At 38.6% G+C, this 14917-nt stretch carries 12 protein-coding genes; 9 read left to right on the forward strand and 3 right to left on the reverse strand.

What is annotated here, in order from left to right:
• Nucleotides 1-84: 84 nt before the first annotated feature.
• The 5 genes from FHG08_RS16745 to FHG08_RS16765 all read left to right on the forward strand — a co-directional run bounded on the left by FHG08_RS16745 (nucleotide 85) and on the right by FHG08_RS16765 (nucleotide 3564).
• Nucleotides 85-378 (forward strand): hypothetical protein, encoded by a 294-nt coding sequence (locus FHG08_RS16745; RefSeq protein WP_178957145.1) that lies wholly within the window; start codon nucleotides 85-87, stop codon nucleotides 376-378.
• 85 nt (nucleotides 379-463) lie between these two features.
• On the forward strand, nucleotides 464-1456 hold the full coding sequence (locus tag FHG08_RS16750; protein WP_178957146.1) for a hypothetical protein: 993 nt from the start codon (nucleotides 464-466) through the stop codon (nucleotides 1454-1456).
• Nucleotides 1457-1578: 122 nt separating this feature from the next.
• On the forward strand, nucleotides 1579-2115 hold the full coding sequence (locus FHG08_RS16755; RefSeq protein WP_178957147.1) for a hypothetical protein: 537 nt from the start codon (nucleotides 1579-1581) through the stop codon (nucleotides 2113-2115).
• A 232-nt stretch (nucleotides 2116-2347) separates the two neighbouring features.
• Nucleotides 2348-2518, forward strand: coding sequence for a hypothetical protein (locus FHG08_RS19120; protein WP_256729750.1), 171 nt, complete (start codon nucleotides 2348-2350; stop codon nucleotides 2516-2518).
• 74 nt (nucleotides 2519-2592) lie between these two features.
• Complete coding sequence (locus FHG08_RS16765) at nucleotides 2593-3564, forward strand: hypothetical protein (protein WP_138608004.1); 972 nt, start codon at nucleotides 2593-2595, stop codon at nucleotides 3562-3564.
• A 671-nt stretch (nucleotides 3565-4235) separates the two neighbouring features.
• Here FHG08_RS16765 and FHG08_RS16770 read toward each other — a convergent pair.
• Nucleotides 4236-5036, reverse strand: coding sequence for a chromosome partitioning protein ParA (locus tag FHG08_RS16770; protein ID WP_178957148.1), 801 nt, complete (start codon nucleotides 5034-5036; stop codon nucleotides 4236-4238).
• Between the two features lie 98 nt (nucleotides 5037-5134).
• On the opposite strand from FHG08_RS16770, the gene FHG08_RS16775 reads away from it, so the two are divergent.
• Nucleotides 5135-6028 (forward strand): response regulator, encoded by an 894-nt coding sequence (locus FHG08_RS16775; RefSeq protein ID WP_075170202.1) that lies wholly within the window; start codon nucleotides 5135-5137, stop codon nucleotides 6026-6028.
• Between the two features lie 819 nt (nucleotides 6029-6847).
• Here the strand turns inward: FHG08_RS16775 and FHG08_RS16780 are convergent.
• Nucleotides 6848-9019 carry a S46 family peptidase gene (locus FHG08_RS16780; RefSeq protein ID WP_178957149.1) on the reverse strand — a complete coding sequence of 724 codons (2172 nt, stop codon included), beginning with the start codon at nucleotides 9017-9019 and terminating at the stop codon, nucleotides 6848-6850.
• A 160-nt stretch (nucleotides 9020-9179) separates the two neighbouring features.
• Entirely contained in the window at nucleotides 9180-10970 is a 1791-nt protein-coding gene (locus FHG08_RS16785; protein ID WP_178957150.1) for a M61 family metallopeptidase, read from the reverse strand.
• Between the two features lie 225 nt (nucleotides 10971-11195).
• On the opposite strand from FHG08_RS16785, the gene FHG08_RS16790 reads away from it, so the two are divergent.
• The 3 genes from FHG08_RS16790 to xni all read left to right on the forward strand — a co-directional run bounded on the left by FHG08_RS16790 (nucleotide 11196) and on the right by xni (nucleotide 14907).
• The gene (locus FHG08_RS16790) at nucleotides 11196-12704 is read left to right on the forward strand and encodes a GGDEF domain-containing protein (protein WP_178957151.1); all 1509 of its coding nucleotides are present in this window, start codon (nucleotides 11196-11198) and stop codon (nucleotides 12702-12704) included.
• Between the two features lie 77 nt (nucleotides 12705-12781).
• Entirely contained in the window at nucleotides 12782-14125 is a 1344-nt protein-coding gene (gene ppnN, locus FHG08_RS16795; protein WP_178957152.1) for a nucleotide 5'-monophosphate nucleosidase PpnN, read from the forward strand.
• 8 nt (nucleotides 14126-14133) lie between these two features.
• Complete coding sequence (gene xni / locus FHG08_RS16800; RefSeq protein WP_138607984.1) at nucleotides 14134-14907, forward strand: flap endonuclease Xni; 774 nt, start codon at nucleotides 14134-14136, stop codon at nucleotides 14905-14907.
• Nucleotides 14908-14917 lie beyond the last annotated feature (10 nt).

Here is a 14917-nt window from a genome sequence, read left to right on the forward strand (position 1 = left end):
CTCCTGTCGCATATTTTGACTAACTGATATTTGTCCATTAATGGGGCGTTATGTGTCAATCTCAATCAAACTAAGGGGTATTAAATGGAATTAGAAATAACATGGAAACGAGCCGCTCGAATTTGGTGGTCATATATTTGGCGTAACATCATAGCAATTATTGGAGCTGTTGTTATTGGCGCTATTGTCGGTGGTGTTTTAGGTTTTATTCTAGGTATGCTTGGTGCCTCTACTGATACGATTAAGTTAATTGTTCAACCTATTGGCTTCTTAATAGGCCTAGGAATTTCAATCATTCCATTAAAGCTTATTCTTGGTAAAAACTTTGGTGAGTTCCGCTTGGTTCTAATGAGTACTAGCGAAGAGTCCAACACATAACAAGGGTTTTCAGGGCGGACACAAAAAGCTGGTTGTTCGCTTCGCTCAAGTATAGCCAGCTTTCTTTAACCGCTTAAAGGGTGTCATGAAACCGAACATAAAAAGCAAAATTCCACTGGCGTTTTTAACTATTATATCGATTTGGTGGTGGTATTATTACGCATCGTCAAATGCGCTTAACGAATATGGAAATGCTAAATATGAGTGGCTATTTATGCTCGACACACTCTTGGTACTTCCAATTTTGTGCTTTCTTTGCGAATCCGATAAACAAAAAGCTCTTTTGAAAACGGCTATTTTATGTTGTACTTCTGTGTTCATAGGAAGCCTTATCATTCCCGAACAAAATAAAGTTATTTTTCATTTTCTCGAGAGTGGCCGTTATTTTGTCTTAGCCATCATTCTTGTTTTGGAAGTCACAGCATTAGTTACTGTATGTTTAGCTGTCCAAGCTTCACTTGTGAACAAAGAAGATCCAGATTTAGCCGTAGCTAATCCTATCGAGAAAATTTTCGGCTCATCGCTGTTCAGCTCAATTCTGTCAATTGAAGGGCGCGTCTGGAGCTTTGCACTTTTTGCATCGCAAATAAAAAGTAGCGCATATCGTGGCGATCAGCATTTTTTCTACGATAAAAAAGATGGTGCTCAGAGTAACCTATTTGGCTTTATACTCCTTATTATTATCGAAATTCCACTTGTCCACTTACTCCTTCATTTTTTATGGTCAAGCATCGCCGCAAATATCACAACAGGACTTACGTTGTTCGGACTTATATTTTTCTTAGCCGAATACAAAGCCGTTGGTAAACGCCCCATTTCAATCCATGGGATAAACTTAATCATTCGTTACGGACTTTATGCGCCTTTAACCATACCATTAAAGAACGTATCTGAAATAAGTCTAAATAATTCGTTTGTGAAACGTTCGCGCAACGTAAAACGATTTAACTACTTTGGTGTTCCTAATGTTGCTATCAAACTCTGTTCTCCTATAAATGGAAAAACAAAAATATATTTAGGTGTAAATTCGCCAGAAGATTTTATCACCACCGTTAATCGTGCAAAAATCGCGGTATAACAACGATCGCTGGGTCACAAGCACGTGCGCAGCTTCGCTGTTTTTTCACACGTGTATACGCTCATATTGGAAGTTATGTGCTTCAATAAGTCTGAGCATTACTCAAGCAAGGAGAGAGTATTTTGACATTAGATGAATACAGAAAAGAATTTGAACAATCTTCAAACAGATCTATTTCAATGCCGGTTGCTGGAACCATAATTTGGGGTTTAGTTGGATTTCTAAGTACACTATTTAGCGCAAATGTTTCTATATATATTTTACTCTTTGCAACAGGCGGGATTTTTCCTATAGCCTTATTAATTGCTAAATTTAGAAAAGAGAACTTAGTTTCCTCATCCAACCCTTTAGCAAAACTAATGGGTTTATGCATAGTGATGGTTAATCTTCTTTGGGCTGTCCATATTCCATTACTTTTAAATGCACCTGAATTTGTTCCTTTGAGTTTAGGCGTTGGCTTAGGACTTCATTGGGTAGTATATTCTTGGATCGTTAAACATCCTGTTGGCTTAATTCATGCTGTGTTAAGAAGTATTTTAATTGTAGCCGCTTGGTATTTATTTCCTAACAGTAGTATCTTAGCTATCTCATGCGTTATTGTTTTAACTTATATAATGAGTATTTATCAAATGTTAACCAGGGATATGACAAACACCTAAACTCTGACAATGTCCTTAAAATCATTTGAACATAGAGAAGGCAATTAGTAGTAAATGAGTACCAAAACTCATTTAACTCTTGAATATCATCAGCACTCTCCCCATTGAGTTACTATAACAAGATGGAGTGATAAATGGATTTACTCAACGCTATTGATATTGAAGTATTTTATTATTTAGGTGGAATGTTACTCGCCTTAGTCGTTTTTCAGGGAATGTTTAAGTTAGTTACTTGGAGCAAAAAAATGCCAAAGGGGGCATTGGTCTTTTTAGCTTTTTTCCATTAATATCAATCTACCCTATTCCTCCTCAAGAAATAAAAAAAATTGAAAGAATGAAGCAAAAACAAATTAAAAGCGAAGATGAAAGTGGTGATCCAGCTAATGAAGATGAAGTTATTTAATAACTAACATGCTAACTTAGAATAATAAGAATTTAATCTGTTTTAACTTAACGTAAATAAATGGTACCAAGCCTTTGAAAATAAATAATAAAACTCTAGGTGTTTTGCTTTACCTATGCTTAGCCTTAATATTACTTTTGATTGCACTAAGTTATAGCAGTGGCCGATTATCGCACTCTTCACCTCTCAACTCAGTGGTAAAGGAACCAAATACATTAAAAGCAACTCCCCCCCTTAGTTTAAAACAAGAAACACTCGATGATTTATCCGATAAAAACACTATCGCCCCTATAGAAAAAGGCATACAAGATCAAAATAACCAACTTGCTGTAATGGCCATTCCACGCTGGAAACAACAAGGGCAACTAAAAACACATTTAGCGCACTTAAAAAATAAGGCTGACAAAGGCGATATTGACGCAAAGTATATTGTTGCAGCCAATTTAAGATATTGCTTTACTGCCCCTATTGATGATTTTGCCTTACAAGCAAAGCTAGAAGCCATAGCTGATTATACCTATGCAGGTGAAGCAATTGATGCTACGTTAGAAAAATTTGATTACTGTAGTGGAATTAATCAGGATCAACGTCGTGAGTTTTATTTATATTTTTATGATGCAGCGCAAAACGGATCTGTTGCAGCGCAACAAACATTTGCTGATATAACAGCAGAGTTTTATATGCAATCACAAGGTTTTAAAACACAAAACAGAGAGGAGTACATTAAAAAACGCGATGCATTCAAACTACAAAAAATCGCTTTTTTAGAGCAAGCAGCCAAGCATGGCAGTGAAAAGGCGTTAATGAAATTGTCGGCTTTGTATCATTCGCAACAAATCAGCGGTAATAGCTTAGCAAAGTCGTACGCATTAAATCGCCTAATGATGGAAATAACGGAAAACGGTGAACTATATAATCGTTATGCATGGTTTGAGCAACGGCAATACCCTCAGCTTTCACAGACTGAACTCAGTGAAGCCAACACTATTGTAAATAACTGGCTGGCAAACATTTATCAAAATGGCAGTCTTTACCCTTATGAATGATCAGACCATAGGTAATATAACCATAGCCAAAGGGGTCAAATCTTGACTTCAGACATTATAACTCCTGACCGTCTGCTCATGATATTTTGCTGCCAATCGTTAATACAAAACACTAATCATAATTGAGGCTGCCTTTGTTTACTGAGCTTCACTGTAATCGACCTAAGTAAAAAGTGACTACCCATGTTACGTTTAACATTTCCCCGCCATCACGCCCTGAAAATAAGGTATTGCTGAGTAATGTATTTCATGGATGAAATACAAGGCGTAACTTCACCAAGGATGGTGAATATACGCCGCTTACGTTCAAGCAATAGTTTATTTGAAGGATAAAGCGTGATGCTCGGGTGCGCTGAGAGTGTCCAGAGAGGGACCAGCGGCAGCCCCTCTTTGGCTGCCGTCGCCAGTGCGACAAAACCTCGAATAAGGTTTATTTAATCATTTACATCTAAGCCTTTAATTAACAAAAAACAACCAATCAATCAATTATGCAAAACATCAATATTAGCTAAAGCATGTGTGAAAAGCACAGTGTTGTTCTTCTAAAAGCGCAGCGCCTCTTAGCCCTCTTTGTGCATAAATCACTAAAAGACCTTATTAAACAAAGAGAAGTGAATGAGCAGAAAACACTGTAATAACGTTTACTCGCTCAGGCTAAAAAAAGTCGTTAGTTAGCTTGGTTTTTGGCTATTTTTCATCATTTCTAAATAGCGTCCCTCAATGAATTTTTTTTCTTTTGTAAGGTGCTTAAGTGCGTACTGGGTTTTTTCTAGCTCTTGTTTTAATGTGTCAAGCTCTTCACTACTTTCTGGCCCGTCAGTTTGTAACTGCAATTGCTGTAATAGTTGGTCTTGCTCTGCAATTTGCCTTTTATATTCGTTTAAAGTGTTAAGTAACTTTGTTTGATCGGGCGTTGACGATGTATCTGCGTTTGATGTTTTATCACTATTTTCGCTCGCGGTTTTAAGCGCTTCATAATCTGCTTGTAACTGGTCTTTTTCTTCTTGAAGTACAGTCACTGCATCATATTGTGCATAGAGTTTTTGACGGGTAACTTTTAATTTTTCAACACTTTTATCCAAATCCCCTTTAAGTTTGCGGATTAACTTATGCGAGCGTTTTAATTTTTTATTGAGATCATCGATTAGCTGTTGTTCTTTTTCGGTAACATGATCTTTGGTTGATGAAGTAACCTCAGTTAATTGCTGTTGTAATAGCATTTGTACACTGATTAACTCAGCGATAGTTTTTCGATTATCGTTAACATAGCTCATGGCATTTTCAACAGACTCTCTGCACATAGCTAAAGTAGCATCATCCATTGTGCCGTTACTTTTAACCATGCTAAGTGCAAATGCCCTAAACTCTCTGAGTATCAGTAAAAGAATATAAAACCACGCGGCTAAAATAAGTAGCCCAAAATTTATAGCAATATAATGATAAACCTCTGGCGGAAATACGGCATATGGCATTATTTAGTTATCTTAAATTAAGTGTTTATTTACTAGAGTTTAGCGCTGTGAAAAAAATCTGCCATAATAACAACAACATTAAAAAAAAAGTTACCTGTGTGAAAATACTTATCGTGGATGATAGCCATGCAACACTTGAAATAGTACGCCGAGGGTTGGAAAAGTTTGGCTATCGGAAGTTATTAATAGAAAAAGCCAACAATGCTAAATCAGCGTTAACGCTGATTGGTAGTTGGCACCCCGATATTGTGCTTACAGACTGGCATATGCCTGATATGTGTGGAGTGACGCTATTACGTGCAATAAAGCAAAGGCAACTTAATATAATAGTCGCGATGCTAACCACGGTTGATGAAAAGTCTCAAATTGAAGAAGCCATTAGCTTTGGCGCATCTTTTGTTCTATCAAAACCTTTTACAGATGAACAACTTCACGATAAGTTATTACCTCTGGTTCAACTTGTAGAAAATAACGAAGTCATTCCTGATGAAATTGAATTAAATGATGATTTAGCGTTGCCAAAGCTGTCGCAATTAGAACGGTTGTTTCATAAACATATAAGTCAGTCTTTAATCGTAAACACAATTCAACCGCAGGTATTCGATGAATCTAAAGTACCCTGTGTAATGGCTGTTTATGAGGATCCTAAAAGTCAAAAAGTACGCGCTATTGCCATACTTGATATTTATGCCGCCTGTGTAATGGCAAGTGGTTATAGTAGCTTGTCGGCTGAAGATATTAGTAACTCAATATTATCTGGCGTTGTTACAAACACAGCATTAAGCGCATGTAAAAAAGCATTAACGGAAACGGCTTTTGCCTTTTTAGACAAGCGAACACGCGTTAGTTTACAAATCAAAACGGTCAAAGTGATTACCACGCCTTTTCGTAAGCTCACTTTGCTGTATAAAACACCTGCTGAAAAGCGCATTGATTTTAGCTGCCAGCTTGAGGGCATGGCACAAGGTAAAATTATGCTAGTTGGCATTTAGTAAATTAAACTTACGTAGTTACCATTATAAAAAAGTTTAATTTTAAAAACACCCTGCTCCTGCAAAAGCGCAGCGTCTCTTCGCCCTCATGGTAAATCAATCACTGAAGGATCTTATTACACAAAGAGAAGTGGATGAGGAGTAAAAGAGTAAATTGAACATCAAACTCGTGACTGAAGGTTTACCCCGCGTTTCTATGTTTAATGTGCTAAGCCTGACGCGATATGAAATCGCTGCTACGAAAGACATTTACTGCTAAAAACAGTTTTTGCACCACAGAGGATCCCGAGGCGCTTTGCGCTGCACAGAGATGAATTGGTATTTTTTAAGCATTTCTCTGTGAACTCTGTGTTCTCGGTGGTAAATACTTATTTAGACTTAACTCTAGCGCGATATGAAATCGCTGCTACAGAACAATATATTGCTTTTTTACGTCCACTAAAACCGTATCGTCGCTTCGCTCCCTTTGTGAATAAATCACTTAAAGTTCTTATTTAACAAAGAGAAGAGAATGAGGAGTAAAAGAGTAAACAGAACAACCAAACAGCTTTAGTTTTTTCTTACTCTAAAAGCGCAGCGTCTCTTCGCCCTCGTTGTGCATAATTCATTAAAAGCTATTTGAACATGGAGAAGACAATAAGCAGAAAATGAGAAACCAAAACCATCACACAAAGCCGAGTGTCAGTGAAAAGTTAAATATTAGCTCCCCCGAACCTCGTAGCCCGTAGCCCGTAGCTTAAGTTAAATTAATCCAAACATGTTTAAACAAAAAAGGCGCTTCCGGTTAAGGTAAGCGCCTTTTGTTATTTTAACTGCTACTTATTTTACGATTTTCATTTCGTCTAATAGGTTTTGGGCGTTATCTACTTTATCCATTACCCACAGCATGTAGCGTGAATCTACATGAATTGAGCGGTTTAGTTCTGGGTTGTAATCCCAATCACCAATAATGCTTTCGTACACACCGTCAAACAGTAAACCCACCAGCTCGGCATTGCCGTTAAGCGTTGGCGAACCTGAGTTACCGCCTGTTGTATCTACATTTGATAAAAAGTTAACTGGAACAGTATTCATGCCACCAGTGTAATCACCATAAAGCTTCGCTTTAATTTGCTCTTGCAGCTTTTTAGGCGCATTAAATGGGTCAACATCGGTGTTTTTAGCCAGTAACCCTTCAAGTGAGGTAAACGGCGTAGCCACTAATCCATCTTGCGGAGAATACCCGCCTACCGTGCCGTAAGTTACACGTAATGTGCTGTTTGCATCGGCGTAAACCGGTTTGTTTTGCGCTTTGTTAAAGGCAATAATTGCACTCATTAACTCTGGGCGAGCAGCTTGTAATTTACCAGCCAGGGCTTTTGACTTATCTTCCTCAGCTTTCATTACTGTGAATATGGCTTTTGCATATTGCATGAACGGGTCTTGGCTTTGGTTAAGCTGGCTCAGTGTTTGTTCAAATAATGAATTACGTACAATTTCATTATCTAGCGTTGATTTGGCATACATTTCATCTAGCAATGCACTTTGTTTTGCTTTATCAAAACCGTTTTCTAAAGCAAAAGCTTTATCAATTTCACTAAAACGCTCTGCTTTAGGTAATGCTGCATATTGCTCTAAAAAGTGCAGTAATATAGCTTTATCTACATTGGCATCAAAGCGACGTGACATACGCTCAAGAGAAGATTTAATACGCGGTAAATCGCGTTCTTGATAACCTGATTCGCGCTCACTATTTGGCTTTTGTTTTTCAACCGCTAAGCGATATAAACGACGTGCCGTGCTGATCATTTGTGAACGATGAACATAGCCTACCATACGGTCGCGCTCACTATGCTCTTGCGATTGAGCTACTAATGCCGATAACTCATTAAGCACATTCCCGTAGCGCTGTTTACGCTCGCTATCGCTGTTTATCCAGCTTGTAAGCTCTTGTTCAAACTGTTTTTTACGCTCAAACATGGTGCCTTTTTTGAAGCTTTCAATCATCGAACCATAGTTTTTAATGTAGTTGTTGTAACCGGCTATGGTGCTTTCGTAAGCAATACGCGCTTTACTGCCATCTTCTGAGTTTTCTTCAATTAGTGACACGTATTTAGTATTGTGCATGCGCGCTTTAGGGTAACTGTCGTTAAAAACATAATCGACCTCTGCCGCAATACGGTAGCGATTAGTACGCCCTGGGTAGCCAGTTACCATAACAAAGTCGCCCTCTTGCACGCCTTTAGCACTTACACTTAAGTAAGACTCTGGCACGTACGGTATGTTGTCTTCGCTGTACTCTGCTGGCTTGCCGTCTTTACCTACATAGGCGCGGTAAAAACCAAAATCGCCTGTGTGGCGCGGCCACATCCAGTTATCTATATCGCCACCGTATTTACCTACGCCCATGGCAGGTGCATACGCTAAACGTACATCTTTAATTTCCAGTGATTTAATCAGGTAAAACTCTAAACCACCATGAAACGAATACACATTACAACGGTAACTAGCATCAGCTTCACACTGTGCAACGAGTTCTTTTTGATTTTTTTCTAACGCATCATAGCGTGCTTTTGCGCTTAGCTCGTTAGTGCCGCTAATCACTTTATCGGTCACATTGGTCACTGTTTCGGTTACGTACACTCGTGAACCTGGCGCAGCTGGTAAATCTTCAGTCGGTGTTTTTGCTAAAAAGCCATTTTCTAAAATGTTATTTTCAGGCGTTGAATTATATTGCACCGAACCATAAATACAGTGGTGGTTAGTTACAACTAAGCCTTTTGGCGAAACAAACGAGGCTGTACAACCGCCTAAGCTGATAACCGCATTCATTGGAAACTCGGTTAATTTTGAAATTGAATCAACGCTAATTTCAAGCCCTTTGGCTTTTAAAATTGACTCAAGCTCTGGTAGTTGATGAGGTTGCCACATGCCTTCATCGGCATGGACCGCAGAAGAAAGTGCCAGTGAACAGGTTGCTACCAATGTGGTAACAAGAGGTTTTAAACGCATTATAGAATCCCTTTTATTATTGAACCAGCAGATTACTCATTAAGTATGAGTTAGGTCAACTGCGCTGAGATAAATTGTTACAATATAGCGCTCAATAAACAAAAAAGGAGCTCAGGGTTTGTGACCCTAAGCTCCTTTTTAAACAAAAAGATAAACGATGTTAGTCGTCTTTTTTCACATCATTTGGATGCGCTACACCCATCCATGCTTTAAACAGCGCTTTTTGCTCAGCAGAGGCATTTTTATTAGCGACTACTTTTTTAGGTTTGTCGAAATCTTCAGACAACACAAGCTCAGTCGACATCAAAGCGTCACGGCGAATAAAATCAACAGTTACCTTGTCCCCTGCTTTAAAGGTTTCTAGGCTGGCGGTTAAGTCTTTCCCTACATGTTTTTTGTTAATAGCAACGAGTTTATCGTCGGTGGTTAAACCACCTTGCCATGCTGCACCATCGCGACGTACATGAGTAAGGGTGAGCAATTCACCGGTATTTTTAGTAAAGGCATCTAAACTTGGTGTAGCCTTGGCTTTTTCAGGCAGCTCAAAGCTCAAACCTACTTTTGCCAGTAATTCATCAAAATCTAAGCTGGCTGGTGTGCTAACATTTGCTTGCCACCAATTACTGTAATCACGCCCTGTTAGCTGCTTTAAAATTGCTAATACGTCTTTCTCAGTAAAACCCGCTGGTAGCTTATGCTGCTTATAAAGTTCGTTATGTACATTTTTATAGCTTATTTTACCTTGGCTTTTTTCAAGTAGGTCGATATCTAACGCCATCGACAATAACGAGCCTTCAAGGTAAATATTAGTGCCGTAGTTACGTGCATGATCGCCACCTTGATTTATCCATTTATCAAAGCTGGTTTCGCTAGCACTTTGCACTTCACGCCCTGGGGTTGTGAGATGGCGATTAATGGTTTTACTGAAGTTCTTAAAAAACTCATCGGTGGTTTGAATGCCTGAGCGCACTAATAAATGGTCTTCAAAATAGCTGGTAGACCCTTCAGCAATCCACAGCAGTTTTGAATAATTAATATTGGTATAGTCGTATGGCGCAAGCCCTTTAGGACGGTACGCTTTTACATTCCAAGTATGAATAAATTCATGTGCCGCTGTGCTTATAAAAGCTAAATAGTCTTCACGTTTAGCAAAGCGATCCCGTGGGCGTTGAATAATAGTTGAATTTAAGTGTTCAGTTGCGCCGCCCGCGCCCGATGTAGCATGTACCATAAATACATAACGCTCATACGGGTAGCTGTCCCAAATTACATTGCCCGTTGCTACAAGCTTTTTTAAATCGGTTAGCATCAGTTCTATGTCGTAATTACCTTCGCCCCACACTACTAGTTCGTACTCACGGCCATCAACTTCAAAAGTACGCAGTTCATTAACACCTGTTTCTATTGGTGAATCAACAAGCACGTCGTAGTCGCTGGCTTTAAAGCTGTGTTTATTCTTATAGTTTTCCATACCCGACACAGAGCGCCATGCTTTAGGTACGTTTAATTCAACCGTAACGGGCTCTTGGCGAAATGATTCGCTGAACATAAAAAAGCCAGATGCGTCAACAAACGCGTGGCTGTCGTCAATATGACGAGCGCGCTTACCTAGCTCATTGGCATACACTTGGTAATCAACATTGACTTGAGTCGGCTCATTTAAATGAACACGCCATGTGCTGTGGTCTATTTTTTCCCACTTTAATGCATTACCTTCATCGTCGCTGGCTTTAAAATAGCGAACGCCATTGGCAAGGTTTAAAATTTCGTAGCGACCAGTACGCCATGCTGGCAATTTTACATCTAAATAAGACTGCGCCGTTTTAGGAAACTCTACATTTACATCACCTAAATGATGTTCTGGCTGAGAGATATTTAAAGCGTAGTTAACGTCGGCAAATACAGGTGCTGAACAGGCAGCTAAAATTGATAAGGCAAGTAGCTTTTTCATGAAGGCTCTTTTTTATATAACGTATTGTTGTACCAAGGTTAACAAGACCCATTTTAAAAGTGAATTAAAAGCGGTAAATGCACTTATATTTAAGATCGCTCGTATTTTGTTATTAAAAACATTAAGTTTTTGATCTCATCCCTACTATTAATATGTTTTTGTTGTAAACTAAAACAATGAAGGTATTAAGATAATGGTGTGTAGGTGTCTAGGAGCTCCAATACGGTGGAACAAAAACTAAAGCAAGCAATCGACAGTAGAAAAGTAGTAGAAAGTGCTCGCCAACATCAAGTGAGTACGCTTTCTAATTTTGCAGCTAAGTTATCTTTAAGCTGTAAGGGACTTGATACTGAGCTTGATAACCGCCTAGCTAAGTTTCGAAGCGCATTAAACAAAGGAATGGGTTATGAAGACTTTGCTCCTTTGGTGGATGATATTTTAGCTTTGCTAAAAAACCAAGAAGCCATTCAACTAGCACATCAACGTGATCTTCTCACCAGTGTACAAAATGCAGGTAAGCAATTACAACAAACCAAAGGTTTACCTAACGATACCCGCAGAACACTGCGCCACTTACTCGATAACGAGCTAGACAATATTCAATCTGTACATGGTTTTATACCTGTTTTAAATCAGCTGATCACTTTTTATCATCAAGCTTTAATAGCTAAAAGCAACGATACCTTTAAGCCTCCAAATCTTAGTGCTCTCACTGAAAAGCTATTTAAATTAGTTAGTCAGTTAGTACTTGAAGAAGAAGCCAACGATGAGCTGTATTTAATAAAAAAACGTATCGCTAAAAATAAAGCCGTAGACCAACTTCTTGATGCAGCAATTGATGTAATCACACTCATTGTACAAAGCATTCAAGTTGAGCGTGCGTCAGCGCAAAGCTTTTTAACTTCATTAAATCAAACGCTTGGAGAGCTACATAGTTCATTGGTTTCAACCAGAGAACATTCTGAATCTATGAATGTTGAATTCGAATCAATTAATCAACGAATTGGTGAAAAATTAAAAAATTTAAATACACAAACAAATAAAGCAACATCAATTACAGAATTAAAGCAATTGGTTGAAAATGAGTTACGCTCATTGAGTGCAGACATTCTAGAAAAAGAACAACTGGAACAAAAAGATCGCCAAATTTTAATTTCTAGCTTTGCACAAATAAACGATAGAATTGGCAGTTTAGAAAACAAAGTTAGTAATTATAAAAAACGTTTAAATGAACAACGCTTTAAAAGTTTACTCGACAGTCTTACCAAGTTACCTAATCGAGCAGCCTTTGACGAACGCTACAATCACGAAATTAATTTGTTTAATGAACAACCGTCAGACATAACCTTAGTGGTTATTGATGTTGATCATTTCAAATCAATTAACGATCGCTTTGGTCACACAGCCGGCGACATTACCTTGCAAGTGATTGCCAAAGCGCTGCAAAAATCGATTAGACAAACTGACTTTATTGCCCGTTATGGCGGCGAAGAGTTTGTGTTATTAATGCCTCGTACATCACTTGATAACGCTGTCGAGCATCTCAATAAATTAAGACTGTCGATTAAAAAGATCCCATTTAAATTTAAAGACAAACAAATTCAAATTACCGTTTCGTTAGGCGCAACCCAATTTGAAGTGGGTGATACGCCTCTAAAAGCGTTTGATAGAGCCGATGAAGCTCTATACGATGCTAAAAACTCAGGCCGGGATCGTCTGTGTATTAGTAAATAGTGTTATGCACTTTTACCTTTGAGTATAAGGCATAACTACGCAGTAAATTTACCCAAGAGGTTTCAAGGAGAATGTCGATGCTAATACAATTAAACCCTACAGGGGTATTAGACTTATTGTCGCAGCTAGAAGTAGACTTACTCGAGCAATCATCAACCAGCGAACGCTACAGACTATTTAGAAACTGTGTATTGGCCGTGCTTAATGTAGGCAGCCACACCGATGTAAGCAATGATATTTACGATAAACATAAAGATTTTGATATACGCTTGGTCAGCCGTGAACGCGGTATAAAAATTGAATTAGAAAATCCTCCGCAAACAGCCTTTGTTGATGGCCACATAGTAACTGGTATACATGAGCACATATTTTCGGTTATTCGCGATATTTTGTTTATTTGCCAAAAGTATGAAAAAGACCTGCAGGAAACAAAAGCCATTACTCACATGGTTTTTGACATGCTAAGAAATGCCGACGCACTTAAAGTAAATAGCGAACCTAACATGATTGTATGTTGGGGTGGCCATTCGATTAACGAAGTCGAATATAAATACACTAAACAAGTTGGCTATGAACTGGGGTTACGTGGGTTAAATATTTGTACCGGCTGTGGGCCTGGTGCAATGAAAGGCCCAATGAAAGGCGCAACCATTGGCCATGCAAAGCAACGTATTACCAATAATCGTTATTTAGGTTTAACTGAGCCAAGCATTATAGCGGCAGAGCCACCCAATCCGATTGTAAATGAACTGGTTATTTTACCCGATATTGAAAAACGTCTTGAGGCATTTATTCGTACCGCACATGCCATTATAATTTTTCCAGGTGGCGCAGGTACAGCCGAAGAGTTGCTATATTTATTAGGTATTTTGTTACACCCCGAAAACGAAAAGCAATGTTTACCGGTTATTTTAACTGGCCCTAAACACAGCAAAGCTTACTTTGAAGAGCTTTGTAAGTTTATTCAAATGACTTTAGGCGATGCCGCACTGAGTAAATTTGAAGTGATTATTGATGATCCTCAATTAGTTAGCCAAAAGCTTAAATCGGCTATGAGCGGAGTTCGCGAATATCGTAAAAGCCAAGGCGATGCTTATTACTTTAATTGGACGTTGAAAATAGAAAATGATTTTCAGCAGCCTTTTTACCCAACTCATGAAGCCATGGCGTCACTTGATTTACATCTTGATCAGCCCAAACAACAGCTTGCAGCTAATTTACGCCGTGCGTTTTCGGGAATTGTTGCAGGTAATGTGAAAGAAGAAGGCTTAAATGTAATTAACGAGCATGGCCCCTATGTACTAAGTGGTGAGCCTGATTTAATGAAAGCAATGGACAAACTTTTACAAGCGTTTGTAGAACAAGGTAGAATGAAACTTCCCGGAAGTAAGTATATCCCTTGTTATACAATAAAAGCGTGAGTTTATAATTGAATCCCCATTTACTCCTTATTGATGCGCTTAATTTAATTAGGCGCATTTATGCTGTTGATGCAAACCAAAGCCATCATAGCGACGAACACATGTTAAAAGCATGCTGTGCCCGAGTTGCACATGCATGCAAAAAGCTTTTAACAACCACCAATGCAACCCATGCAATAGCCGTTTTTGATGGTGACAAAAGCTGGCGTTACCACTTTTATAAAGACTACAAACATTCGCGTGCTCCTATGCCAGAGACTCTAAAAAGCGCGTTACCTCATTTTAAAGCGGCCATTGAAGAAACCGGTATTGTGGTATTTGAACCGACTAACGATGAAGCCGACGATATTATTGCGACTTTAGCGCATAAAGCCGCTAATAATCAGATAAACAACACCATTGTCTCTACGGATAAAGGATTTTTACCTCATTTGAATGAGCATATTGAAGTATACGATTACTTTAAAAAGCAGCACCTGAATAAAGAACATATTGAAGAGCGCTTTGCTGTCGCTCAACATAAACTCATCGACTTTTGGGCACTCGCAGGCGATAAAACCAATGACATTCCGGGTGTGAAAGGTATTGGTGTTAAATCTGCGCAGCAATTGGTTAATCAATATAGCTCTATTGAAGAAGCGTTAAAGGATGAATCGTTAAACGCGCGGTTACAAAAAAAGCTGAATGAAGATATGGATATGTTTATTATTTCTAAGCAGTTGGTGAGTTTGCGTACAGATATCCATTTAGGCTTTAGTTTAAAGCAGTTAAGGCTTAATTAGTCGCAAGTTA

Source organism: Pseudoalteromonas sp. Scap03 (assembly GCF_013393115.1).
Taxonomy (GTDB): Bacteria; Pseudomonadota; Gammaproteobacteria; order Enterobacterales; family Alteromonadaceae; genus Pseudoalteromonas.

Excerpts from the sequence above, each read along its gene's own strand:
- FHG08_RS16745 (WP_178957145.1), top strand. The coding sequence starts at position 85 with ATGGAATTAGAAATAACATGGAAACGAGCCGCTCGAATTTGGTGGTCA.
- FHG08_RS16750 (WP_178957146.1), top strand. The coding sequence starts at position 464 with ATGAAACCGAACATAAAAAGCAAAATTCCACTGGCGTTTTTAACTATT.
- FHG08_RS16770 (WP_178957148.1), bottom strand. The coding sequence starts at position 5,036 with ATGCCATATGCCGTATTTCCGCCAGAGGTTTATCATTATATTGCTATA.
- FHG08_RS16780 (WP_178957149.1), bottom strand. The coding sequence starts at position 9,019 with ATGCGTTTAAAACCTCTTGTTACCACATTGGTAGCAACCTGTTCACTG.
- FHG08_RS16785 (WP_178957150.1), bottom strand. The coding sequence starts at position 10,970 with ATGAAAAAGCTACTTGCCTTATCAATTTTAGCTGCCTGTTCAGCACCT.
- ppnN (WP_178957152.1), top strand. The coding sequence starts at position 12,782 with ATGCTAATACAATTAAACCCTACAGGGGTATTAGACTTATTGTCGCAG.